19 protein-coding genes are annotated in these 23,665 nt (G+C 71.0%); 11 read left to right on the forward strand and 8 right to left on the reverse strand.

Annotated features, from left to right (window positions below):
• Positions 1 to 40 precede the first annotated feature (40 nt).
• The 3 genes from AB0I10_RS07460 (at position 41) to AB0I10_RS07470 (ending at position 4,216) form a co-directional block, all read left to right on the forward strand.
• A complete protein-coding gene (locus tag AB0I10_RS07460) occupies positions 41 to 1,459 on the forward strand; it encodes an aldehyde dehydrogenase family protein (RefSeq protein WP_363151381.1) in 1,419 nt (472 codons plus the stop codon).
• A gap of 72 nt (positions 1,460 to 1,531) precedes the next feature.
• Positions 1,532 to 2,632: a Zn-dependent alcohol dehydrogenase gene (locus AB0I10_RS07465; RefSeq protein ID WP_363151382.1), complete on the forward strand. Its 1,101-nt coding sequence runs from the start codon at positions 1,532 to 1,534 to the stop codon at positions 2,630 to 2,632.
• Between the two features lie 210 nt (positions 2,633 to 2,842).
• On the forward strand, positions 2,843 to 4,216 hold the full coding sequence (locus AB0I10_RS07470) for an MFS transporter (RefSeq protein WP_363151383.1): 1,374 nt from the start codon (positions 2,843 to 2,845) through the stop codon (positions 4,214 to 4,216).
• Between the two features lie 107 nt (positions 4,217 to 4,323).
• Here the strand turns inward: AB0I10_RS07470 and AB0I10_RS07475 are convergent, their stop codons facing one another.
• On the reverse strand, positions 4,324 to 4,968 hold the full coding sequence (locus AB0I10_RS07475; protein WP_363151384.1) for a TetR/AcrR family transcriptional regulator C-terminal domain-containing protein: 645 nt from the start codon (positions 4,966 to 4,968) through the stop codon (positions 4,324 to 4,326).
• A gap of 94 nt (positions 4,969 to 5,062) precedes the next feature.
• Here AB0I10_RS07475 and AB0I10_RS07480 point away from each other — a divergent pair, with 94 nt between their 5' ends.
• Both AB0I10_RS07480 and AB0I10_RS07485 read left to right on the forward strand, forming a co-directional pair.
• Positions 5,063 to 6,214: an acyl-CoA dehydrogenase family protein gene (locus tag AB0I10_RS07480; protein WP_363151385.1), complete on the forward strand. Its 1,152-nt coding sequence runs from the start codon at positions 5,063 to 5,065 to the stop codon at positions 6,212 to 6,214.
• Positions 6,215 to 6,368: 154 nt separating this feature from the next.
• Complete coding sequence (locus AB0I10_RS07485; RefSeq protein ID WP_363151386.1) at positions 6,369 to 6,998, forward strand: TetR/AcrR family transcriptional regulator; 630 nt, start codon at positions 6,369 to 6,371, stop codon at positions 6,996 to 6,998.
• A gap of 8 nt (positions 6,999 to 7,006) precedes the next feature.
• Here AB0I10_RS07485 and AB0I10_RS07490 read toward each other — a convergent pair whose 3' ends face one another.
• Entirely contained in the window at positions 7,007 to 7,468 is a 462-nt protein-coding gene (locus AB0I10_RS07490; protein WP_363151387.1) for a MaoC family dehydratase, read from the reverse strand.
• A 127-nt stretch (positions 7,469 to 7,595) separates the two neighbouring features.
• Here AB0I10_RS07490 and soxR point away from each other — a divergent pair, with 127 nt between their 5' ends.
• Positions 7,596 to 8,126: a redox-sensitive transcriptional activator SoxR gene (soxR, locus tag AB0I10_RS07495; RefSeq protein WP_363151388.1), complete on the forward strand. Its 531-nt coding sequence runs from the start codon at positions 7,596 to 7,598 to the stop codon at positions 8,124 to 8,126.
• A gap of 227 nt (positions 8,127 to 8,353) precedes the next feature.
• On the opposite strand, the gene AB0I10_RS07500 is transcribed toward soxR, so the two are convergent.
• Positions 8,354 to 9,796: an amidase gene (locus tag AB0I10_RS07500; RefSeq protein WP_363151389.1), complete on the reverse strand. Its 1,443-nt coding sequence runs from the start codon at positions 9,794 to 9,796 to the stop codon at positions 8,354 to 8,356.
• A gap of 465 nt (positions 9,797 to 10,261) precedes the next feature.
• The gene (locus AB0I10_RS07505) at positions 10,262 to 10,876 is read right to left on the reverse strand and encodes a hypothetical protein (RefSeq protein ID WP_363151390.1); all 615 of its coding nucleotides are present in this window, start codon (positions 10,874 to 10,876) and stop codon (positions 10,262 to 10,264) included.
• A gap of 295 nt (positions 10,877 to 11,171) precedes the next feature.
• On the opposite strand from AB0I10_RS07505, the gene AB0I10_RS07510 reads away from it, so the two are divergent.
• Positions 11,172 to 13,985: a penicillin acylase family protein gene (locus AB0I10_RS07510; protein WP_363151391.1), complete on the forward strand. Its 2,814-nt coding sequence runs from the start codon at positions 11,172 to 11,174 to the stop codon at positions 13,983 to 13,985.
• Between the two features lie 228 nt (positions 13,986 to 14,213).
• On the forward strand, positions 14,214 to 15,233 hold the full coding sequence (locus AB0I10_RS07515; protein ID WP_363151392.1) for a LysR family transcriptional regulator: 1,020 nt from the start codon (positions 14,214 to 14,216) through the stop codon (positions 15,231 to 15,233).
• Between the two features lie 37 nt (positions 15,234 to 15,270).
• Here the strand turns inward: AB0I10_RS07515 and AB0I10_RS07520 are convergent, their stop codons facing one another.
• From AB0I10_RS07520 to AB0I10_RS07530, 3 genes are all read right to left on the reverse strand, one after another.
• Positions 15,271 to 16,119 (reverse strand): alpha/beta hydrolase, encoded by an 849-nt coding sequence (locus AB0I10_RS07520; protein WP_363151393.1) that lies wholly within the window; start codon positions 16,117 to 16,119, stop codon positions 15,271 to 15,273.
• A 100-nt stretch (positions 16,120 to 16,219) separates the two neighbouring features.
• Positions 16,220 to 17,521 (reverse strand): MFS transporter, encoded by a 1,302-nt coding sequence (locus tag AB0I10_RS07525; RefSeq protein WP_363151394.1) that lies wholly within the window; start codon positions 17,519 to 17,521, stop codon positions 16,220 to 16,222.
• A gap of 103 nt (positions 17,522 to 17,624) precedes the next feature.
• Positions 17,625 to 18,899, reverse strand: coding sequence for a DUF1343 domain-containing protein (locus AB0I10_RS07530; protein ID WP_363151395.1), 1,275 nt, complete (start codon positions 18,897 to 18,899; stop codon positions 17,625 to 17,627).
• A 224-nt stretch (positions 18,900 to 19,123) separates the two neighbouring features.
• Here AB0I10_RS07530 and AB0I10_RS07535 point away from each other — a divergent pair, with 224 nt between their 5' ends.
• From AB0I10_RS07535 to AB0I10_RS07545, 3 genes are all read left to right on the forward strand, one after another.
• Entirely contained in the window at positions 19,124 to 19,900 is a 777-nt protein-coding gene (locus AB0I10_RS07535; protein ID WP_363151396.1) for an SDR family oxidoreductase, read from the forward strand.
• 107 nt (positions 19,901 to 20,007) lie between these two features.
• Positions 20,008 to 21,669, forward strand: coding sequence for an AMP-binding protein (locus AB0I10_RS07540; protein WP_363151397.1), 1,662 nt, complete (start codon positions 20,008 to 20,010; stop codon positions 21,667 to 21,669).
• 37 nt (positions 21,670 to 21,706) lie between these two features.
• On the forward strand, positions 21,707 to 22,312 hold the full coding sequence (locus AB0I10_RS07545; RefSeq protein ID WP_363151398.1) for a TetR/AcrR family transcriptional regulator: 606 nt from the start codon (positions 21,707 to 21,709) through the stop codon (positions 22,310 to 22,312).
• 138 nt (positions 22,313 to 22,450) lie between these two features.
• Here the strand turns inward: AB0I10_RS07545 and AB0I10_RS07550 are convergent, their stop codons facing one another.
• Complete coding sequence (locus AB0I10_RS07550) at positions 22,451 to 23,665, reverse strand: acyl-CoA dehydrogenase family protein (protein ID WP_363151399.1); 1,215 nt, start codon at positions 23,663 to 23,665, stop codon at positions 22,451 to 22,453.

Consider the following 23,665-nt stretch of genomic DNA (forward strand, 5'->3'; position numbering starts at 1 on the left):
CAGGGGACGGATGACCACCGGCGGTCGGGAGGACCACGACGTGAAGCAGCACGACGCGATGTACATCGACGGAAGCTGGCGACCCGCGGAGGGGAGCGGCACGATCGATGTCGTCAACCCGGCCGACGGGCGGGTCATCGGCGCCGTCCCGGCCGGTTCGGCGCAGGATGTGGACGCCGCCGTACGGGCCGCCCGTGCCGCGCTGCCCGCCTGGGCCGCCACCCCGCCCGAGGAGCGCGCCGCCCGTCTGACCGCGCTGCGCGACCAACTCGCCGCGCGTGCCGAGGAGATCGCCGAGACCATCACCGCAGAGCTGGGCTCGCCGATCTCCTTCTCCAGGCGGGTGCAGGCCGGTCTGCCGATCGCGGTCACCGGCTCGTACGCGGAGCTGGCGGCCTCGTACCCCTTCGAGGAGAAGATCGCCAACTCCACCGTGCTGCACGAGCCGGTCGGTGTGGTCGGTGCCATCACGCCCTGGAACTACCCGCTCCACCAGATCACCAACAAGGTCGCGCCGGCGCTCGCGGCGGGCTGCACGGTCGTCCTCAAGCCCGCCGAGGACACCCCGCTGACCGCCCAGCTCTTCGCCGAGTGCGTGGATGCGGCCGGCATCCCGGCAGGTGTCTTCAACCTCGTCACCGGACTCGGCACGGTCGCCGGGCAGGCGCTGGCCGAACACGAGGGAGTGGACCTGGTCTCCTTCACCGGCTCGACCGCCGTCGGCAAGAAGATCGGCGCGGTCGCCGGTGGTGCGGTCAAGCGCGTCGCGCTCGAGCTGGGCGGCAAGTCCGCCAATGTCATCCTGCCCGGCGCCGACCTGGCGAAGGCGGTCGGCGTCAACGTCGCCGACGTCATGCGCAACACCGGCCAGTCCTGCAACGCGCTGACCCGCATGCTGGTGCACGCCGACCAGTACGACGAGGCCGTGGCGCTGACCGAGGCCGCGGTGGCCGAGTACCGCCCCGCCGACCCGGCTTCGGACGACAGCCGGCTGGGCCCCGTCGTCAACGCCGGGCAGCTCGACCGCGTACGCGGCTACATCTCGCAGGGCATCGAGGAGGGCGCTCGCCTGGTCACCGGCGGCGCGGACGTCCCCGAGGGCATCGAGCAGGGCTACTACGTACGCCCCACCGTCTTCGCGGACGTGCTCCCGGAGATGGCCATCGCCCAGGAGGAGATCTTCGGTCCCGTCATCTCGATCCTGAAGTACCAGGACGAGGAGGAGGCGCTGAAGATCGCCAACGGCACCGTCTACGGCCTCGCGGGCGCCGTCTGGGCCGCCGACCAGGACACCGCCGTGGCCTTCGCCCGCCGCCTGGAGACCGGCCAGGTGGACATCAATGGCGGCCGCTTCAACCTCCTCGCCCCGTTCGGCGGCTACAAGCAGTCCGGCGTCGGCCGCGAGCTGGGCCCGCACGGCCTGACCGAATACCTGCAGACCAAGTCGCTGCAGTTCTGACGCCGCGGGTCGTCGGGGTGGCCTCCCCGACGACCCGCCTCCCCTCCCCGTACCCCGCCCCGAGGAGATCCCGTGGTCCGCGCCGCCGTATTGCCCGCCGTCAACGCCCCGCTCCAGGTCGCCGAGATCGACCTGCCGGAGCCCGGCCCCGGCCAGGTCCGCATCCGCCTGGCCGCCGCCGGCGTCTGCCACTCCGACCTGTCACTGTCCAACGGCACCCTGCGCCAGCGCGTCCCGGCCGTCCTCGGACACGAGGGCGCGGGCACCGTCACCTCCGTCGGCCCCGATGTCACCAACGTGGCCCCCGGCGACCAGGTCGTCCTCAACTGGGCGCCGTCCTGCGGCGCTTGCCACTTCTGCGGTCTGGCGGAGCCCTGGCTGTGCGCCAATGCGGGCCTCGCCGGGGACGTCCCGTACGCCAAGCTCACCGCCGACGGCAGTGAGCTCTACGCCGCCCTGGGCACCGCCGTCTTCGCCGAGGAGACCGTGGTCCCGGCGCATGCCGCGCTGCCGCTGCCGGACGGGGTGCCGCTGGCCGACGCGGCGCTGCTCGGCTGCGCGGTGCTCACCGGCTGGGGCGCCGTGCACCACAGTGCCCAGGTGCGGGCGGGGGAGTCCGTCGTGGTCTTCGGTGTCGGCGGCGTCGGCCTCGCCACGCTGCAGGCGGCGCGCATCGCGGGGGCGGGCCCGATCGTCGCCGTGGACGTCTCACCGGAGAAGGAGGAGCTGGCCCGTGCGGCCGGTGCCACCGAGTTCGTGGTGGCAGGAGAGGCCGCGCTCTTCGAAAAAGAGGGCGCCAAGCGGATACGAAAGCTGACCGGTGGCGTCGGCGCCGATGTCGCGGTGGAGTGTGTGGGCCGCGCCGACACGATCCGTACCGCCTGGTCCGCCACCCGCCGCGGCGGACGGACGACGGTCGTCGGAATCGGCGGCCAGGACCAGCAGGTGGCTTTCTCCGCCCTGGAACTCTTCTACTTCGGCCGGACCCTCTCCGGCTGCGTCTATGGCAACAGCGACCCCGCTCGCGACCTCCCGGTCATCGCCGGGCACGTCCGCTCCGGCGCGCTGGACCTGTCCGCACTGGTCACCGAGCGGATCGGCCTGGACGACATCCCGGCCGCGTTCGACGCGATGATCGCCGGCAAGGGAGGGCGGGCGCTGATCGTGTTCTGAGCGGCGCGCTCGCCCTGCGGGGGAGCGCTGGGCGGAGGCGACGCATGAGGGCCGGGGGCGAGGAATGCCCCCGGCCCTCATGCGTCGGCGGCGGGCCGCCGAAAACTGATGGTGCGCGGTCCGTTGACGACGTACCGGCCGGTCGGTACGGTCGCCCGACATCACGGCGCCGCCCCCCAGCCCTCCCCGCACCCCTCGGAGCGTGCACGCATGGACACGGCCTCCTCCGCCGGACACGGCAACAACAGCGCACCGCCCTCCGCCAGACACCGCCGCAAGGTCGCCACCGCCGCGGCCCTCGCCTCAGCCGTCGAGTGGTACGACTACTTCGTCTTCGGCATCGCCGCGGCCCTCGTCCTCGGCGACTCCTTCTTCCCCTCCGGCAGCGAGGCCGCGGGCGTCCTGGCCGCCTTCGCGACCTTCGCCGTCGGCTTCCTCGCCCGCCCCATCGGCGGCGTTATCGCCGGTCAGCTCGGCGACCGGCGCGGCCGCAAGCCGATGCTCGTCCTCGCGCTGACCCTGATGGGCCTGGCTACCACCGGCATCGGCCTGCTCCCCTCCTACGCCTCCATCGGGATCGCCGCCCCGATCCTGCTGGTGATACTGCGCGTCCTCCAGGGCATCGCGGTCGGCGCGCAATGGGGCGGCGCGATGCTGATGGCCACCGAATACGCCCCCGAGGGCAAGCGCGGTCTGTACGGCTCGCTGGTCCAACTCGGCGTCCCCATCGGCGTGATCACCGCCAACTCCGTCTTCCTGGCGGCCGGCGCGCTCACCGACGACCGGGCCTTCGGCACCTGGGGCTGGCGGATCCCGTTCTTCGTCGGCGTACTGGTGCTGCTCCTCGCCCGCTATATCCACACCCGCGTCGAGGAGACCCCCGAATTCAAGGCCGCCGAGCGCGAGTTGGCCGCGGAGGAGAAGGCGGCCGACGCGCAGCGCTCGCCGCTGGGCACCATCCTGCGCCACCACCTGGGCACCGTCCTGCTGGCCGGCGGCTCCTTCGCCGTGAACACCGCCACCTTCTACATCCTGATCACGGGCGTCCTCGACTACGCCACCCGCTCCCTGCACATGCAGCGCACCTCTGTGCTGCTGGTCTCGCTGCTGGTCAGCCTCACCCAACTCGCCCTGATCCCGGCCGCCGCGGCACTCTCCGACCGCATCGGCCGACTGCGCGTCTACGCCGCGGGCGCCGTCGGGCTGCTCCTCTGGGCGATCCCGATGTTCCTGCTCATCGACACCGCGTCGCTGGCGTGGCTGGGTGTCGGCACCTTCGTCGGCAGCTGCTTCCTGAGCATCATGTACGGGCCGCAGGCCGCGCTGTTCGCCGAGCTGTTCACGGCCGAGATGCGTTATACGGGTGCCTCGCTCGGCTATCAGATCAGCGCGATCCTGGGGGGCGGACTCGCGCCGTTCGTCATGGTCCTGCTGCTGGAGGCGACCGGCACCTCGATGTCGGTGTCCGCGTACATCATCGCGCTGGCCGTCCTCGCCCTGGCCTCCATCTGGCTGCTGGCCCGGCGTGCGGCGCCGGCCACCGGGTCCGGTGGGAGGGGGAGCCAGGGGAAGAGCCGGAGGTGACGCCCGCTCACGGGGTGACGGGGTGACGGGGGACGGGGTAATGGGTGGGGGGTGGCTCACCGGCCGCCCCCCATGCCGCGCCCGGTGAGCCGGCCGGCTCGTCCCGGTCAGGGCTTCGGCGGTACCCGCTCCGGATGGTGCAGGGCGAGGCCGTCGACCAGGGCCTTCAGGCCGGTTTCGAAGGCGCCCTCGTCCACCTGGCGCTGATGCTCCGCCAGCAGGTGGGCCTGCCCCAGGTGCGGGTAGTCGGCCGGGTCGTACGCGCTGGGGTCGTCCACGAAGCCGCGGGCGAACGAGCCCAGCGCGGAGCCCGCCACGAAGTAGCGGACCATCGCACAGACCCGGGTCGCCTGCGCGGGCGGCCAGCCCGCCTCGACCATGCCGCCGAACGCCGCGTCGGCCATCTTCAGCCCGGCAGGGCGGCGGCCCGGACCCTGCGCGAGGAACGGCACGATGTGCGGATGTGCGGCGAGCGCCGCACGGTAGGAGCGGGCCCAGTCGAGCAGGCCGGCCCGCCAGTCCCCGCCCGCCTCGAACGTCGATACGTCGACCTTGGCGATGACCGTGTCGGCGACCGCGTCGAGGATCTCGTCCTTGGTCGTGAAGTGGTTGTAGAGGGACGGCCCGCTCACGCCCAGCTCCGCCGCCAGGCGCCGGGTGGAGACCGCCGGCAGCCCTTCCGCGTCGATGAGGGCGAGCGCCGTGGTGACGATGCGCTCGCGGCTCAGAAGGGGCTTGCGGGGTCGGGCCATGACGCACATAGTAGAGCTGCCGAGAAAAACTAGCAGTGGTAGTTAACGTCTTCGCAGGCATGCTGATCGACCGCGAATTTCCCAAGGGGCCGAGATGAACCTGGAACTCAGCGAGGAACAGGCCGCCGCACGGCAGCTCGCCAAGGACTTCGTCGACCGCGAGATCACCCCGCACGCCACCGCCTGGGACCGCGCGGAACAGGTCGACCGCGGCATCGTGAAGAAGCTCGGCGAGGTCGGTTTCCTCGGGCTGACGATCCCCGAGGAATACGGCGGTTCCGGCGGGGACCACCTCTCCTACGCCCTGGTGACCGAGGAGCTGGGCCGCGGCGACTCCTCGGTGCGCGGCATCGTCTCCGTCTCGCTGGGCCTTGTGGCCAAGACCATCGCCTCCTGGGGTGACGAGGCTCAGAAGCGCGCATGGCTGCCCCGGCTCACCTCCGGTGACGCGGTCGGCTGCTTCGGCCTCACCGAACCCGGCACCGGCTCCGACGCGGGCAGCCTGACCACCCGTGCGGTGCGCGATAGCGACAGCTACGTCATCGACGGCGCCAAGATGTTCATCACCAACGGCACCTGGGCCGATGTCGTGCTGCTCTTCGCGCGTACCGGAGGCGCGCCCGGCCCCAAGGGCATCAGCGCCTTCCTCGTACCCACCGACACCCCCGGCCTGGAGCGCCGCGAGATCCACGGAAAGCTCGGGCTGCGCGGCCAGGCCACCGCCGAGCTGGTCCTGGACGGCGTGCGGGTCCCCGCCACCGCGATGCTGGGACCCGAGGGCAAGGGATTCTCCGTCGCGATGTCCGCGCTGGCCAAAGGCCGGATGTCGGTCGCGGCCGGCTGTGTGGGCATCGCCCAGGCCGCCCTGGACGCCGCGCTCGGCTACGCCGGTCAGCGCGAGCAGTTCGGCAAGTCCATCGCCCGGCATCAGCTGGTGCAGGAGCTGATCAGCGACATCGCGGTGGACGTGGACGCCGCGCGCCTGCTGACCTGGCGGGTCGCCGATCTGATCGAGCGCGGCGAACCGTTCGTCACCGAGGCGTCCAAGGCCAAGCTGTTCGCCTCGGAGGCCGCGGTGCGCGCGGCCAACAACGCGCTCCAGGTCTTCGGCGGCTACGGCTATATCGACGAGTACCCCGTCGGCAAGCTGCTGCGGGACGCCCGTGTGATGACGCTGTACGAGGGCACCAGCCAGGTCCAGAAACTGGTCATAGGTCGCGCGCTGACAGGGGTATCCGCCTTCTGAGCGCCTTCTGACCGCCCGCTTACCGCCCGCTGGCCGGTGGCTGGACCCGGCGTGCGGCCGCACGCCCGTGGCCCTAAGCGCTTGCTCACCAGCGCGGTATGGTGTTCGATCCGTCAGAGGAAGGTCCCTGGCGGATCGAGGAGCGGGGTACGCGATGGGTGCGGCGGCTGAGCGGGCGGCGGAGGAGAGCGAGGAATGGGCCGGTGTGAGCCCTGACGCCGCGCGGCGGCTGGTCAGCGCCGCCGTCCAGGCGTTCGCCGAGCGCGGCTACCACGCCACCACCACCCGCGATATCGCGGGCCGCGCCGGTATGAGCCCCGCCGCGCTCTACATCCACTACAAGACCAAGGAAGAACTGCTCTACCGCATCAGCGGCATCGGCCACGAGAAGGCCCTGCGCATCATGGGCGCCGCCGCCGAGGCCGAGGGCAGCGCCACCGAGCGGCTCCGCGACGCCGTACGGACCTTCGCCCGCTGGCACGCCGAGCATCACACCACCGCCCGGGTCATCCAGTACGAACTCCAGGCGCTGAGCCCGGAGCACTACACCGAGATCACCGATCTGCGCCGCCGGACCGACCGGCTGCTGCGCCAGATCATCCAGGACGGCCAGGACAGCGGGGAGTTCCGCACCGACGATGTGCCGGGCACCACCCTCGCGGTGCTGTCGCTGTGCGTGGACGTCGCCCGGTGGTTCGCCGCGGACGGTCGGCGCACCCCCGACGAGGTGGGCGCGCTCTACGCCGGGCTGGTGCTGCGCATGGTGGGCGCGGAGGCGGCCTGACCCGTCGCCTACAGGTAGAAGCGGCTGACCGTCTCCGCCACGCAGACCGGCTTGTCGCCGCCCTCACGCTCGATGGTCACCGTCGTCGCGAGCTGCACACCGCCGGACACCTCGGTGACCTCCGCGATCCTGGCCGTGGCGCGCAGCCGTGAGCCGACCGGGACGGTGGCGGGGAAGCGCACCTTGTTCGTGCCGTAGTTGATGCCCATCTTCACGTTCTCGACCCGCATCAGCTGCGGTACGAGGGCGGGCACCAGCGACAGCGTCAGATAGCCGTGCGCGATGGTCGTGCCGAAGGGGCCGGTCGCGGCCTTCTCCTGGTCCACATGGATCCACTGGTGGTCGCCGGTGGCCTCCGCGAACTGGTCGATCCGCTTCTGGTCGATCTCCAGCCAGTCGCTGGTGCCCAGGTCCTCGCCGACCGCGGCCCGCAGCTCGTCGAGCGATCCGAACACTCGGGGCTCTGCCATCTCCGTCTGCCTCCTCGGGATCCCTCATCCATACGTTACTAAGCGCTTGCTCAGCATGCTGAGTGAGGCGCCCGCTGTCAACGCCTACGGGGCCGGCTTACGCAGACCCTGCGATTAGGGTTGGCCCGTGCCTCAGCTTCCCTACAAGGTCCATGAGCTCTCCGTCGGCCAGCTCTCCGCGCGCAGCGGCGCCGCGGTCTCCGCGCTGCACTTCTACGAGCCCAAAGGGCTGATCAGCAGCACCAGGACGGCCGGCAACCAGCGCCGCTACACCCGTGACGCGCTGCGCAGGGTCGCGTTCGTCCGGGCGGCGCAGCGGGTCGGGATTCCGCTCGCGGTGATCCGTGACGCGCTGGCCGAGCTGCCGGACGAGCGCACTCCCAACCGCGCCGACTGGGCCAGGCTCTCCGAGGTCTGGCGCTCCGAGCTCGACGAGCGGATCAGCCAACTCGTGGAACTGCGCGACCGGTTGACCGACTGCATCGGCTGCGGCTGTCTCTCGCTGGAGAAGTGCGCGCTGTCCAACCCGTACGACAACCTCGGCGAACAGGGCCCCGGCGCGCGGCGGCTACGCGTCGACCGGAGTGCGAAGGACCCGGTGGTGGTGCACGAGGGCGACGGCGCCGGGCGGCGGACCCCAGGCGACAGGAGCTCGTGACAGAGCAGTGTGACGAGGTGGCGGGCGACGGCCGGTGTGCCGTCCCCGCCTCGGGCGATGACCGGGACCGGTGACCGCCACCCCCGGAGTCGCCGCTACCGGCTCATGAAGGCGTCGCTATAGAGCGCTATAGAGCAGGAGCCTTGCCCCGAGGGATGCCGTTGGCGAACACGCCAACGGCATCCGGGTTCAGGACGGGTTGCCATGACGGGAGGTCAGGCTCCCGGTCACCACACCTCCGGCTTGCGTCCCGCCCACGGGCGGGCCTGTTCCAACTGCGCGGACAGCGAGATCAGGGTGGCCTCGTCTCCGTACCGGCCGCCGAGCATCACGCCGATCGGCAGGCCCTCGGCGTTCCAGTGCAGCGGGACGCTCACCGCGGGCTGGCCGGTGGCGTTGTAGAGCGCGGTGAACGGCGTGAACTGCCCGATCGCCGCGAACTCGGCCTGCGGATCGGCGTCATCGCGCAGTCCGCCGACCGGCATCGGCGGCCGGGCGACGGTCGGCGAGAGGATCACGTCATAGCCACCGTCCGCCGGCATCAGACCGTCCGCGATGGTCTGGGCGAGCGCCCGAAACGCGTACATCCCGCCCGCGAAGTCCATGCCGGAGACCTCGGCGCCGCGGCCGCGGAGGTAGCGGGTGAGCGGCATCAGGAGCTCCTCGCCGTCCTCCGGCACCGGGCGGTTCGCGGCCATCACCGACCAGACGCGGGTGAAGGCGTAGCGGATGCCGTCGTCGGCCGGCAGCGACAACTCGTCGACCTGGTGGCCGAGTTCGCCCAGTAGCGCGGCGGTTTCGGTGACGGCGGAGCGGCAGTCGGCGTGGATGTCGACGTCGGGGATGGGCGCTCCGGTGAGGCAGGCGATACGCAGCCGTCCAGGGGCGCGGCGGGCGTGGCCGGCGAACGTCTCGCCGGGCGGCAGCGGCGGCGCCGCGTACGGATCGCCGGGCATCGGGCCCGCCATGGCGTCCAGCAGCGTCGCGGCGTCGGCGACCGTACGGGCCAGCGGCCCCGAGGTGCTCAGGCCCGTGACGTCGTGCAGCAGCGGGCCGGCGCTGACCCGGCCGCGGCTGGGCTTGATGCCGAACAGCCCGCAGACCGATGCCGGGATACGGATCGAGCCACCGCCGTCGCTGGCGTGTGCGACGGGTGCCAGGCCGCCGGCGACGGCCGCGGCCGCCCCACCGCTCGAACCGCCCGCCGAACGCTCCAGGTCCCACGGGGTGCGGGCGGGCGGTGCGACGGCGTTCTCGGTGTAACAAGGCAGCCCGAATTCGGGGGTGTTGGTCTTGCCGAGCATGATCGTGCCGGCCTCGCGCAGCTTGTCGACCACATGGTCGTCGACGGCGGGCACGTAATCGGTCAGCGCGCGCGAACCCATCGTGCAGGGCACACCGGCGACCTGGTTGAGGTCCTTCACGGGTACCGGGACGCCGTGCAGCGGTGGCAGCTCGCGGCCCTCGCGACGAGCCGCGACGGCCTCGCTCTCGGCGACCGCGGCCTGCTTGCGGGCGATCTCCGGGGTACGGGTGATGAAGGCGCCCAGCGTGTCGTCCAGCCGGTCCATCCGCGTCAGATAGTGCTCGGTGAGCTCGACGGGGGAGAGCTCACCGGACCGGATCCCCTCGGCCTGTTCGAGCGCGGTCAGATCGTGCAGTTCGGCCATGGACGTCCACCCTCTCGTGTGGCGTCCGTACGGCCCTGCTGCCGCACGGACGGGAGGGCTGACGCCGGCGCGGGTCGGAATACTCCCCCACGCCTGAACGGTGCGGGGCCCCACGTGGTCAGCCCGTGAACAGTTGTTCAGTTTTCCTTGATGATTCCTCTCCCGGTCCTCTCCCGGCTAAGCACGGGAGATTCCCTTCGGCTCATGGCGGGTGGCTTCTCGGTCATGGTGGGTGGGCTACTCGGCCCATGGTGGGTGAGGTTCAGGGCTTCACGCATCCGCCCCGGGTATGCGGCCGGGACTCGCGCCGTAGCGGCGCTGCGGGTGCCGACCGGGCGTCGGTGTCGGTCCTTTCGGCGCGGCCCCGCAATCGGCCGCCGTCCGGGCCCCGTTGAGACAGAATCGAAGCATGCCTCGATGGTGACAGGAGGGTCTGACAACGGCCCTGACCCCTCGGGAAGCTTCCTACGCCGCCGCGAACGCCCCGTCCCCCCTGGCCGGTCCCGCGGCCGTCAGCGCCTCGGACGACAGGACGGACGCGGGGGCCAGTACCCCGCACACCCGGCACGCGGGGCCGGTCGTCGGGCAGCCGGCCGGCTCCGGGAGCCATGCGAAGCGGGTGCCGCCGCACACCGGGCAGTCGTGGCGCCGGCGTCCCGACTCCATGGCCGCGATCATGCTGCGGAGCACGACCGCGAGCCGGGCCGCCGGGTGCCGCTGCGGTGACTCGCAGGGCACGATGTCGCAGCCGCCCCACGTACGCCGGTGCCAGTCGTCGATCGCGCTGGGCTGCCGGATGCCGTGGTACTTCTCCCTGCGGCGCCGGGCGGCGAACTCCTCCTCATACGCCAGCCAGAGGGTGCGGGCCTCCTCCAACTCGGCCAGCGCGGCCACCAGCCGCTCGGGGTCCGGGTCGCGGTCGTGTGTCGCGATCCCGACCCGGGTGCACAGATGGTGCCAGGTCGCCCGGTGCCCGTATGGGGCGAAGCGTTCCAGGCACTTGCGCAGGGCGGTACGCCGCTGTGCCGCGACGAGTCGTGGATTGCGGACCTGTTCCGCGAGGGCTCTGAAACCGGCCATTTTCTACCCACCTCCGTGGGGAGGACCCGAGTGGACACCGAAGGGACGTAGCCGATCACCGCCTGGATCCATCGAATTTTTTTGCGGTTCGGGGTGGCGGAGGTGTCGCCGGGTGCTGTCGCCTGCTCCTGTTCGCGTCGGGTGTCGTGAGGGGGGGGCTGGACCGGCGTCGTCTGTGGGGAATTCGAAAAGGTGACTGTTGTTCATCTTCCGGTGGCAAGTAACCGCCGGTAACGTCCCGCCCAGCCTCCCCCAAGGTCTTAAGGAGCAGGGGGGACCCCAGCGAGGAGCAGGAATGCGACGACGTACCGGAAGGCTCAGGACTGCTGCCGCGGCAGCCCTGTTCGCCTTGGGTGCCACGGTTCTGGCACCGCCCCCCACCGCGGCCGCGGCCGCCGCACCCACCGACTACTGCCAGGGCCAGTGCGCCGACATCCTGCCGCCGGGCACCAACGGCAACGCGACCCTGATGGAGATCCTCGGCCACAAGCTGTTCGGCACCCGGCCTGCGCACGCCGCCGACCAACTCGCCCCGTACGGAGCTCTGGCGAGCGGCTACCAGTCGCTCACCGACGACACCCTCACCAACTTCTTCAACGATGCTTCGTTCGGCGTCCCGGAGGACCAGGTCGCCAAGGTCACCGCGCCCCGCGACGATGTGACCATCACCCGCGACAAGAAGACCGGCGTCCCCCACATCAAGGGCACCACCCGTTACGGCACCGAATTCGGCGCCGGCTACGCCGCGGGCCAGGACCGGCTGTGGCTGATGGACCTCTTCCGTCACATCGGACGCGGCGAGCTGACGTCCTTCGCGGGCGGCGCGCTCGCCAACCAGGGCCTGGAGCAGCAGTTCTGGCCGTCGGCCCCGTACACCGAGAAGGACCTCCAAGAGCAGGTCGACTACATCAAGGACCACAACGGAGCGCGCGGCAAGCAGGCCATGGCGGATGCCCAGGCCTACGTGGACGGCATCAACGCCTACCGGGAACAGTCCAAGAACGGGCGCTACTTCCCCGGCGAGTATGTGCTCACCGGGCATGTCAACGCCGTCACCAACGCCGGTGAGATCAAGCCCTTCAAGCTCACCGACCTGATCGCGCTGGCCTCCGTCGTCGGCGGACTGTTCGGCAACGGCGGCGGGGGCGAGGTCACCTCCGCCCTCGCGCTGCTCTCCGCCCAGCAGAAGTACGGCGTGGAGAAGGGCACCAAGGTCTGGGAGTCCTTCCGGGAGCGCAACGACCCCGAGGCCGCGAAGACCCTGCACGACGGCAGCAGCTTCCCGTACGCCGCCAAACCCGCCAAGGCCAAGGGCACCGCGCTGCCCGACCGCGGCTCGGTCACCCCCGAGCCACTCGTCTTCGACCGCACGGGGGCCGCCGCCAAGGGGAAGACGCCGCCGCAGGACCCGGTCGAGGCCCCCGAGAAGTACAAGAAGCTGGAGGGGCTGTTCAAGGACGGGGTGCTGCCCGAGGGCAGCTTCGACCCGACCCGGCACCGCGGGATGTCCAACGCCCTGCTCGTCTCCGGCAAGCACACCGCCAGCGGAAACCCGGTCGCCGTCTTCGGCCCGCAGACCGGCTACTTCGCGCCGCAGCTGCTGATGCTCCAGGAGATCCAGGGGCCGGGCATCAGCGCCCGTGGTGCCTCCTTCGCGGGCGTCGGCATGTACGTCCAGCTGGGACGCGGCCAGGACTACTCCTGGAGCGCCACCTCCGCCGGCCAGGACATCACCGACACCTACGCCGTCGACCTGTGCAACGCGGACGGTTCCAAGCCCACCAAGGACGCCACCTCCTACCGCTACCGCGGCGCCTGCGTCCCCATGGAGAAGCTGGAGCGCACCAACTCCTGGCAGCCCACCATCGCCGACCCGACGGCGGCCGGTTCGTACCGGATGCAGGTCTTCCGCACCCAGTACGGGACCGTCACCCACCGCGCCACCATCGGCGGCAAGCCCGTCGCGTACACCGCGCTGCGCTCCACCTACCGCCACGAAGCCGACTCCATCATCGGCTTCCAGATGCTCAACGACCCCTCGTACGTCCAAGACGCCGAGACCTTCCAGAAGGCCGCCCGCCACATCGGCTACGCCTTCAACTGGTTCTACGCCGACTCCCGCGACATCGCCTACTACAACAGCGGCCTCAACCCGGTCCGCAACCCCGACGTCGACCCCGCGCTGCCCGTCAAGGCGGCCGCGGCCTACGAGTGGCGGGGCTACGACCCCGGGACCAACACCAGCGACTACACCCCGCCCGCCCAGCACCCGCAGTCCGTCAACCAGGACTACTACATCTCCTGGAACAACAAACAGGCCAAGGACTACGACTCGGCCGGCTACGGCAACGGCTCGGTGCACCGCGGCAATCTGCTGGACGACCGGGTGCGTGCGCTGACCAAGGACGGCGGGGTGACCCGGGCGTCGCTGACCCGCGCGATGTCCGAGGCCGCCGTCACCGACCTGCGCGGCGAGGACGTCCTGCCCGAACTCCTGCGGGTGCTGCGCAGCAAACCCATCACCGACCCCGGGCTGCGGACCGCAGTGCAGCAGCTGGAGGCATGGCGCAAGGACGGCGCGCAGCGCCGGGAGACCGCTGCGGGCTCGCACACCTACACCCACCCCGACGGCGTACGGCTGATGGACGCCTGGTGGCCGCTGCTGATCGAGGGCGCCTTCAAGCCGGGCCTGGGCGGCGACCTTTACGACGCGCTGCGCGCCAACCTCGCCATCGACGAGTCGCCGTCGGCCGGCCACGGTCCGACCGGGGCGCATGCCGGCTCGGCGTTCCAGTACGGCTGGTGGAGCTACGCGGACAAGGATCTGCGCTCGGTGCTCGGCGACCAGGTCGAAGGCCCGCTCGGCGCCCGGTACTGCGGCAAGGGGCAGTTGTCGGCCTGCCGGGACATGCTGCTCGCCACGCTGCAACAGGCGAACGGGAAGACGGCCGAGCAGGTCTACCCGGGCGACGACAGCTGCAAGGCCGGCGACCAGTGGTGCGCGGACGCGATCATCCACCGTGCGGTGGGTGGTCTGACGCACGACACCATCAGCTGGCAGAACCGGCCGACGTATCAGCAGGTCGTGGAATTCCCCGGACACCGGTAGGAAACGCAGCCTGCGGAATTGATGATTCCGGTCAATGGATCACCGGCCATGAACGACCGGTGAAATGACGGATGCCGGCCCCGGGCGCACGCCCGGGACCGGCATCCGTCTGTGTTCGGTGCGTTCGGCGCTTCGGTTGATCACGCCTGTCCGCGGGATCGGTTTGGGGTTGGGGTTATGCTGCACAGTCCTGAATTCCCGGGGGAGTTGGAAGGCGAGTAGGCGCGCATGGCCTTGTTAGGTCCGCAGCAGTATCCGACGGAGCTGCTTGACACGACCATGGACCAGTTGCGCACGCTGATCGTGGTGCGGGAGACGGGTACGGCGCTGGGCGCTGCCCGCCGGCTGGGCCGCGAACAGTCCAGCGTGCAAAAGCAACTGGACACCATGAACCGCACCTTCGCCGCACTGTGCGGCGAGGAACTGGTGCTCAAACAGGGACGCGGGAGGGATGCCCTGTTCACCGCCACCGGCGAGGCGATGGTCGATCTGGCGCGGCGCACGCTCGGGGAATGGTCGGACGGTGTGCACGACGCCCGCCGCCGGCTGGGCCGGACGCTGTCCGTCGGCACCACCCGCTACACGCTCGGCTTTCTCCTGGACGCGGTGGAACGGGTCAGCGAGGACTACGAGCGCGACGACGTCGACCTGAAGGTCACCCACGTCCGCACCGGCGACCTCTTCACCAAGCTGCGTGCCAAGGAGCTCGATCTGGTCTGCGGCAGCGTCGTGGTCACAGAGGGGGAGGAAGCGGAGCTGCTGGCGCCGTACGAGGTCATGGAGTGGCGGCGCAGCGGGCTGTCACTGCTGACGAACCTGCCGCCGGACCGCCTCCCCAGCACCTCCTTCCGGGCCCGCGATCTGCCCCGGCTGCCGCTGGTGGTCTCCGGGGGGCTGATCGGCCGGGTGCTCAAGGCGTGGTACGGCCCGGAATACCGCCAGAAGCTGTCCATCGCCGCGGAGATAGAGGCCGCGCACTACGGCTTCGAGCTGCTGCGCTCGGGTGTGGTGAGCGGCGCGATGCTGGTCACCCGGGGCATCGGGGAGGCCGCGGCGGACGGCCGGCTCCCGGAGGCCGGCGGGCTGCGGACCCTGGAGATCGTCGGGGATGTGGGGCCCACGACCGAGGTGCTGGTCGGGGTGTTCACCCGGCGGGGCGAGCGGGACTCGTACGGTCCCGGCCACCCCCTCAGCCTCCTCTGGGAGGCGCTGGCCGCGGAGAGCGAGCGGTGGTGGCTCAGGCCGTGAGCGGGTGCTCGGGTGGCGCAGGAGACGCGGTGGTGGCTCAAGAGACGGGCGCGGAGTCCCCCAGTATCTCCGACAGCCGGGTGGCGAAGGCGGGACCGGACTCCACATAGCCGGTGTGCCCCCCTGGCAACTCCGTTGTCGCCAGGCCCAGTCGGGCGGCCAGCGCGGCGCCCGCACGGGCGGCCATCTGCTCCCGCGAGTCGCTGCCGACCGCGATCAGCAGCCGGTCGGCCACCGTCTTCAGGGCGCCGTCATCGGGCTCGTACGCCGTCAGCTCCGGCAGCTCACGCTCCAGGAAGAACGGCTCGTTGGCCAACATCCGTCCCATCAACTGCCGCATGAACGGCGGTAGTTCGGAGAGCGGAGGTGTGCCGCGTCCCCCGTCGTCGAAACTCATGCCCGCCCTGAACTGCCGCATCGCCACCGCCGCACCCTGCCGCCGGAAGGTGACCCGGACATCGGCGAACAGCCGGCGGTACGCGGCGGCGTCCGGCAACAGAGCGACCAGCGGCGGTTCGTGGGCGATGACCGTCCGCACCCGCTCCGGATGCCGGGTGAGCAGATCGAGGGCCACGACGGCGCCGGAGCTGCTGCCGTAGACGAAGGCGGGTTCCTCGGTCAGGGCGCCGAGCAGGCGGCTGACATCGTCGCTGTGTTCCGCGACCCGCGGGGTCGCGCTCGGATCGTCGAGCGGACTGCGGGAGTGGCCGCGGCGGTCCGGGACGACGAGGGTGAAGCGCTCCGCGAGCACCGCCGCGATCTGGTCGAACACCCCGGCATCACCGGCACCGCCGTGAATCAGGACGAGCACGGGGCCACGCCCTCGCACCTCGTGATGGATCCTTGCGCCGGGCACGTCGAGGGTGCCGGTCCGGGGTGCACTCATCTCGAACCTCCGGTCCTCCTGCCGGCCGGACTTCGGCCTTCTGCCACCGTCGCATACGCCACCGACAGTCCGCCGACACATCACCGACAGGCAGCCGCACTCAGACCAGTTCACGCTCGCGGGTCTCCGGCAGTGCCCGCACACACAGCAGCGAGATGACCGCCATGGCGCTGACGTACCAGCCGACCGAGGCGGACCCGAACTCCGACTGGAGCCGGGTGGCGAGCAGCGGAGCGACCGCGCCGCCCAGGACGCCGCCCAGGTTGTAGGCCAGCGACGCGCCCGAATAGCGCACCGCCGTGCCGAACAGCTCCGGCAGATACGCGCCCATCGGGCCGTACACCACCCCCATGCAGAACAGTGTGCCGCCGATACCCAGGGCGATCAGCGCCGGCTGTCGGGTGTCCAGCAGCGGGAAGAGAGCCGGCCCCCAGACGGCCGTGAGACCGCACCCGGTCAGGACCAGTGTGCGGCGGCCGATGCCGTCGGAGCGGGTGGCGGAGAGCCACGTTCCGGCCGCCAGGAAGAGGCAGGCGATGAGGGAGAGGCCCAGCATGGTGCTGCGGGGGACGCCGAGGGGACCGGTGGCGTAGGAGAGGCAGTAGGTCGTCGCGGTGTAGAAGAGGCCATACGCGACGATCATGCCGCCTGCGCCCAGCAGCAGTTCGCGGGGATGCCGGCGGAGGACATCGACGGCGGGGACCCTGCCGGCCTCCTGCGCGCCCATCACCTTCACGAAGACCGGCGTCTCGCTGATCTTCAACCGGACGAACAGCCCCACGCCGACCAGCAGGAACGACAACAGGAACGGCACCCGCCAGCCCCAGGAGCGGAACGCCGCGTCGTCGAGCACGGTGGACAGCAGCCAGAACACACCGGTCGCCGCGAAGAATCCGACGGAAGGGCCGAGTTGCGGGAAGGCGGCATACAGCCCGCGGCGTCTGCGCGGCGCGTGCTCGACGGCGAGCAGGGCGGCGCCTCCCCACTCCCCTCCCAGGCCGATGCCCTGCAGAAAGCGCAGCGCCACCAGCAGCAGCGGCGCCCAGATGCCCAACGTGCCGTAACCCGGCAGCAGTCCGACGAACGCCGTGGACAGCCCCATCAACAGCAGCGAGGCGACCAGCACGGACTTCCGACCCACCCGGTCGCCGAAGTGGCCGAATATCACCGAGCCGAGGGGCCGCGCCGCAAACGCCACCGCATAGGTGGAGAAGGCCGCGAGGGTGGCGTTGACCGGTGCGAGCGTCGGAAAGAACGCCTGGTTGAGAACGAGCGCGGCGGCCGTCCCGTAGATGTAGAAGTCGTAGAACTCGATGGCCGTCCCGATGAACGAGGCCACGGCCACGCGGCGGAGACTCTCGGCGGTCTCGGCGGGCGATGCCGTGGCCTCGTGTGAGGTCATGTCACTTTGCACGAGCCGCACTCTCATGCTTGGTGTGGGGGCAGTCAATCGACATGGCCGGTTTCGGGTGGTGAGACGCAGGTGGGACGCTTTCCGAGGATTGCTAGCGGTAGCGCAGATAGTGCTCCCGCACCGTGCGGAAGCGCTCCAGCCCCTTCTGCCAGGCGGCGACCACCTCGTCCACCCCCGCGCCCGCGTCGATCATCTTCCGTACCGTCGACGAGCCGGTGAGCCGGTCGATGCCGTGGTCCGGCCGCCAGGCGAAGCCGCCCCAGACCCGCTTCGCGGTCACCAGCAGGCCGATGCCGGTGCGTACCGGGTCGAACGCCTCGCGGTCGTGGACGTGCAGCTGGATGCCGCCGATCGTCTTGCCCTGGAACTTGGAGAACGTCGGCGCGAAGTACGCCTCCCTGAAGTGCACGCCCGGCAGGCCGAGTTCGCCGGCCGCCTCGGACCAGTGGCGGTCGATGCCGTCCGCGCCCAGCAGCTCGAAGGGCCGGGTGCTGCCGCGTCCCTCGGAGAGGTTGGTGCCCTCGAACAGGCAGGTGCCCGAGTAGACCAGCGCGGTGTCCGCGGTGGGCATGTTGGGGCTCGGCGGCACCCACGGCAGGCCCGTCACGTCGAAGAAGTCGGCCCGCCGCCAGCCGGCCATCCGGACGGTCTCCAGTTCCACCGGCCGCCCGGCGGCCTTCGGTACGAACTCGCCGTTGAACAGCAGTGCCAGCTCCACCACCGTCATCCCGTGCGCCTGCGAGATCGGCTCCCGGCCGACGAACGAGGCATACGCCTTGTCCAGCACCGGACCGGTGGCCGACCGGCCGGTGACCGGATTCGGGCGGTCGAGGACGACGAAGCGCTTGCCGGCGAGGACGGCCGCCACCATGCAGTCGTACAGCGTCCAGATGTAGGTGTAGAAGCGCGCGCCGACGTCCTGGATGTCGAAGACGATCGTGTCGACACCGGAGGCCCGGAAGATGGCGGCGAGTTCCTTGCCGCTCTTGTTGTAGGTGTCGTAGACCGGCAGCCCGGTGGCCGGATCGTCGTAGCGGCCCTCGGAGCCGCCCGCCTGGGCCGTGCCCCGGAAGCCGTGCTCCGGTCCGAAGACGGCGGTCAGCCGCACCCGGTCGTCGGCGTGCATCACGTCGACGATGTGGTTCACCTCGGAGGTGACGCCGGTGGGGTTGGTGACGATGCCGATCCGGCTGCCGTCCAGGAGGCGGTAGCCGTCGGCGGCCAGCAGGTCGAAGCCGGTGCGCACCGTCCGGCCGCCGCCGTGCGGGGGCGCCGCGTGGGCGGGGACCGCGGCCGCGGTGACCGCCGCTCCGGCCGCTCCGGTCGCCGCCAGATGCCCGAGAAGAACGCGTCTCGACAGGGCCATGCGCACACCTCCGTGATCGGGGCAGTGATCGACGTTCGCCGAGAGCCATCGAGAGCCGTGGTTGCCCGTTGGCGTTCATCGAGTTGTGTCGTGCGCACGCTAACGCGGGCCGGGACATTACGGAACGCACCTCGCCCGTGACCGAGACTGACTCTTCCGCTGGGACATACCGACTGGTTAGTCTGCCTGCCAGCCGAGTCGACGCTACCGAGGGAGAAACCAGCGTGGAAGCCGTACGGGACAAGGCCGTTGTCGTGACCGGGGCGGGCGGGGGGATCGGCGCCGCGCTGGCCCGCCGGTTCGCCGCCGAAGGCGCCCGGGTCGTGGTCAACGACCTGGACGAGGCCAAGGCGAAGCAGACGGCCGAGGAGATCGGCGCCCTCGCGGTCCCCGGTGACGCCTCCGCTGTCGTCCCGGCCGCCCGCGACGCGCTCGGCGGCGCCATCGACATCTTCTGCGCCAACGCCGGCGTCGGCACCGGCGGCGGACCCGATGCCCCCGAAGACGACTGGGCGCTGGCCTGGGACGTCAACGTGATGGCGCATGTACGGGCCACCCGCGAGCTGGTGCCCGAGTGGCTGGAGCGCGGCAGCGGGCGCTTCATCTCCACCGTCTCCGCCGCCGGGCTGCTCACCATGGTCGGCTCCGCCCCCTACAGCGTCACCAAGCACGGCGCCTACGCCTTCGCCGAATGGCTCTCGGCGACCTACCGCCACCGGGGCATCGAGGTGCACGCCATCTGCCCCCAGGGCGTACGGACCGACATGCTGGCCGCCACCGGGGCCGCCGGTGACCTCGTCCTCACCCCGGGTGCCATCGAACCCGCCGCCGTCGCCGACGCGCTGTTCAGCGCGATCGAGGAGGGCCGGTTCCTGGTCCTGCCGCACCCGGAGGTGGCCGGCTACTACACCGCGCGGGCCGCCGAGCCCGACCGCTGGCTGGTCGGCATGAACCACCTCCAGCAGAAGCTGGAGCAGGCCGAGGGGCAGGGCGCTTCGTAAGAAAGGCCCTGGTGGCGGGCGCGCCGAGCGTGGCCGCCACCCCCACGGCACCCCAGGTGTTCCGCACAGGGATGATCAGGCGATCAGGAAGAAAGGGCCGCACCCCGATGACCTCCTACCAGGACAAGCCGTGGCTGGCGCAGCTCAACGACGACCAGCGCGCCCCCGTCCAGCCGCCCCCCTCGACGCTGCACGCCTTCCGGGCCGCGGTCCGTCGCGCCCCCGACCGTACGGCGCTCGCCTACTTCGACGGCCGGCTGTCCTACGCCGAGACCGACGCGCTCTCCGACGGCATCGCCGCCCACCTGGCCGGCCACGGCTTCCGGCGGGGCGACCGGGCCGCGGTCATGCTCCAGAACACACCGCACTTCGTGCTCGCGCTGCTCGGCGTCTGGAAGGCGGGCGGCGTGGCGGTGCCGGTCAACCCCATGTACAAATCCGGCGAGATGCAGCACATCCTGCAGGACGCCGAGGTCACCGCCGTCATCTGCGCCGACCGCACCTGGGACGCCTACCTGAGCGTCACCGCCGCCGAGGCTCCTTCCGTACGTATCGCGCTCACCGCCTCCGAGTGGGATCTGCAGACACGCGATGATGCGCGGGTGCTGCGCGGCGCCCGCCTGGGGCCGCGCGAGGGCGCCGACGACCTGCTGACGGTCGCGCGCACCACAGGTCGCATCCGCGCCGTGCCGGACGACCCGGAGCTGACCGCCGACGACCTCGCGCTGATCAGCTACACCTCCGGCACCAGCGGAACCCCCAAGGGCGCCACCAACACCCACGGCAACATCAGCTACAACGCCGAGCGGCAGCGCACCGGCCTTGGCCTGCCGGAAGGCGCCCCGTACTTCGCGCTCGCCCCGCTCTTCCACATCACCGGCATGGTCTGCGAACTGTCGGCCTGTATCGCCAACACCGGCACTCTGGCGCTCGCCTACCGCTTCGAGGCGGGCGTCGTCCTGGACGCCTTCCTGGAGCACCGGCCCGCCTATACGGTCGGCCCGTCCACCGCGTACATGGCGCTGATGGCCCACCCCGACGTCACCCGCGACCACTTCGCGTCCTTCACGACGATGTCCTCGGGTGGCGCGCCGCTGCCGCCCGCCCTCGTCGAGAAGTTCCGCGCCGGCTTCGGCCCGTACCTCCACAACGGCTACGGCCTGACCGAATGCACCGCCCCCTGCGCCAGCGTCCCGCCCGGCAGAGAGGCGCCGGTCGACAAGGTCTCCGGCACCCTCGCCGTCGGCGTGCCGGGCGCCGACACCGTCGTGCGGATCATCGACGAGAACGGCCGGGACCTGCCGTTCGGCGAACCGGGCGAGATAGCGGTCCGCGGCCCCCAGGTCGTCCCCGGCTACTGGCGGCGCCCGGACGCCACCGCGGAGGCCATCCCGGACGGCGAACTGCGCACCGGCGACATCGGCTTCATGGACGCCGACGGCTGGCTGTATGTCGTCGACCGCAAGAAGGACATGATCAACGCCTCCGGGTTCAAGGTGTGGCCGCGCGAGGTCGAAGACGTCCTCTACACCCACCCGGCGGTGCGCGAGGCGGCCGTCGTCGGTGTGCCCGACGCCTACCGCGGTGAGTCGGTGAAGGCGTATGTCAGCTTGCGGCCGGGCGCGGAGCCGGAGCCCGCGGAGCTGTCCGCCTACTGCGAGGAACGGCTCGCGGCGTACAAATATCCCCGGGTGGTGGAGATCCTGCCCGAGCTTCCGAAGACGACCAGTGGCAAGATCCTCCGACGGGAGCTGCGCCACCGCGCATGACCCGCAGGCGCGTACGCACGAAGGACAGGTGAGGGCGATGGCCGGCACGACGGACGGCAACGGCAACGGGAGCACGAAGCCCGTGGCACAGCGACTGCTGGCCACCGCCACCAGGCTCTTCGCGGAGCAGGGCTACGACCGCACCTCCGTCCAGGAGATCGTCGACGCGGCCGGCGTCACCAAGGGCGCGCTCTACCACTACTTCGGCTCCAAGGACGATCTGCTGCACGAGGTCTACGGGCGGGTGCTGCGGCTCCAGCAGGAGCGCCTGGACCACTTCGCGGACGCCGACGCGCCGGTGGAGCAGCGGCTGCGGGACGCCGCCGCCGATGTCGTCGTCACCACCATCGAGAACCTCGACGACACCAAGATCTTCTTCCGTTCGATGCACCACCTCGGCCCGGAGAAGGACAAGCAGGTACGGGCCGAGCGGCGGCGCTACCACGAGCGGTTCCGGGCACTGATCGAAGAGGGCCAGCGGAGCGGGGTGTTCGCCGCCGACATCCCGGCCGACCTCGTTGTGGACTACCACTTCGGCTCGGTGCACCACCTCGGCACGTGGTACCGCGAGAACGGCCCGCTCTCGCCCCAGCAGGTCGCCGACCACCTCGCCGAGCTGCTGCTGCGGGCGCTGCGCCCGTAACGCCGTTACAGACCCATGCGCCTATGACGCCGTTACAGACCCATCTGCCCATCACGCCGTTACAGGCATCGAGGAGCCCCGCGACCGCTGTCCGGCCACGGGGCTCCGCATGTGTCTCGGTGTGTCCCGATGTGTCCGCTACAGGTACTTCTTGATCTCCCTGCGGGCCAGCGACCGCTGGTGCACCTCATCCGGGCCGTCCGCCAAGCGCAGCGTCCGTGCGCCCGCCCACAGCTCGGCCAGCGGGAAGTCCTGGCTCACCCCGCCCGCGCCGTGCAGCTGCACCGCCTGGTCGAGGATGTTCACGACCGTGCGCGGCGTGGCGATCTTGATGGACTGGATCTCGGTGTGCGCGCCCTTGTTGCCGACGGTGTCCATCAGCCAGGCGGTCTTCAGCACCAGCAGCCGCAGCTGCTCCACCGCGACCCGCGCGTCCGCGATCCACTCCTGGACCACCCCCTGCTGCGCCAGCGGCTTGCCGAAGGCCGTACGGGTCACCGCGCGGCGGCACATCAGCTCGATGGCGCGCTCGGCCATGCCGATGAGCCGCATGCAGTGGTGGATCCGGCCGGGGCCGAGCCGGGCCTGGGCGATGGCGAAGCCGCCGCCCTCCTCGCCGATCAGATTGCTCGCCGGGACCCGGACGTTCTCGAAGACCACCTCGGCGTGCCCGCCGTGCCAGTGGTCCTCATAGCCGTAGACCTGCATGGCCCGCTTCACCGTCAGGCCGGGGGTGTCGCGCGGCACCAGCACCATCGACTGCTGGCGGCGGATATCCGCGCCGTCAGGGTCGGTCTTGCCCATCACGATGAAGATCTGGCAGAGCGGGTTCATCGCCCCGGAGATGTACCACTTACGGCCGTTGATGACGTAGTTGTCGCCGTCCCGCTCGATCCGGGTCTCGATGTTCGTCGCGTCCGACGACGCTACCTCCGGCTCGGTCATGGCGAACGCCGACCGGATCTCGCCCGCCAGCAGCGGCTCCAGCCACTGCTTCTTCTGCGCCTCGTCGCCGAACTGCGCCAGCACCTCCATGTTGCCGGTGTCCGGGGCCGCGCAGTTCAGCGCGGTCGGGGCCAACTGGGGGCTGCGACCGGTGATTTCGGCCAGCGGTGCGTACTGCAGGTTCGTCAGCCCCGCGCCGTGCTCCGCGTCCGGCAGGAACAGGTTCCACAGGCCCTGGCGGCGCGCCTCGGCCTTCAGGTCCTCGACGATCGCGGGGGTGTCCCACGGGGAGGCGAGCCGGGCCCGCTGCTCATGGGCGGTCTGCTCGGCGGGGTGGACATGCTCGTCCATGAACGTCAGGAGCCTCTCGCGGAGCTCCTCCGTGCGGGCGTCGAATGCGAAGTCCAT

Origin of the sequence: Streptomyces sp. NPDC050636 (assembly GCF_040654775.1) — a bacterium.
In the GTDB taxonomy this organism is placed as follows: domain Bacteria; phylum Actinomycetota; class Actinomycetes; order Streptomycetales; family Streptomycetaceae; genus Streptomyces.

Coding starts and splice junctions, on each gene's coding strand:
- AB0I10_RS07470 (WP_363151383.1), top strand. CDS start 2,843: ATGGACACGGCCTCCTCCGCCGGACACGGCAACAACAGCGCACCGCCC.
- AB0I10_RS07475 (WP_363151384.1), bottom strand. CDS start 4,968: ATGGCCCGACCCCGCAAGCCCCTTCTGAGCCGCGAGCGCATCGTCACC.
- AB0I10_RS07480 (WP_363151385.1), top strand. CDS start 5,063: ATGAACCTGGAACTCAGCGAGGAACAGGCCGCCGCACGGCAGCTCGCC.
- AB0I10_RS07485 (WP_363151386.1), top strand. CDS start 6,369: ATGGGTGCGGCGGCTGAGCGGGCGGCGGAGGAGAGCGAGGAATGGGCC.
- AB0I10_RS07490 (WP_363151387.1), bottom strand. CDS start 7,468: ATGGCAGAGCCCCGAGTGTTCGGATCGCTCGACGAGCTGCGGGCCGCG.
- AB0I10_RS07500 (WP_363151389.1), bottom strand. CDS start 9,796: ATGGCCGAACTGCACGATCTGACCGCGCTCGAACAGGCCGAGGGGATC.
- AB0I10_RS07505 (WP_363151390.1), bottom strand. CDS start 10,876: ATGGCCGGTTTCAGAGCCCTCGCGGAACAGGTCCGCAATCCACGACTC.
- AB0I10_RS07510 (WP_363151391.1), top strand. CDS start 11,172: ATGCGACGACGTACCGGAAGGCTCAGGACTGCTGCCGCGGCAGCCCTG.
- AB0I10_RS07515 (WP_363151392.1), top strand. CDS start 14,214: ATGGCCTTGTTAGGTCCGCAGCAGTATCCGACGGAGCTGCTTGACACG.
- AB0I10_RS07520 (WP_363151393.1), bottom strand. CDS start 16,119: ATGAGTGCACCCCGGACCGGCACCCTCGACGTGCCCGGCGCAAGGATC.
- AB0I10_RS07525 (WP_363151394.1), bottom strand. CDS start 17,521: ATGACCTCACACGAGGCCACGGCATCGCCCGCCGAGACCGCCGAGAGT.
- AB0I10_RS07530 (WP_363151395.1), bottom strand. CDS start 18,899: ATGGCCCTGTCGAGACGCGTTCTTCTCGGGCATCTGGCGGCGACCGGA.
- AB0I10_RS07540 (WP_363151397.1), top strand. CDS start 20,008: ATGACCTCCTACCAGGACAAGCCGTGGCTGGCGCAGCTCAACGACGAC.
- AB0I10_RS07545 (WP_363151398.1), top strand. CDS start 21,707: ATGGCCGGCACGACGGACGGCAACGGCAACGGGAGCACGAAGCCCGTG.
- AB0I10_RS07550 (WP_363151399.1), bottom strand. CDS start 23,665: ATGGACTTCGCATTCGACGCCCGCACGGAGGAGCTCCGCGAGAGGCTC.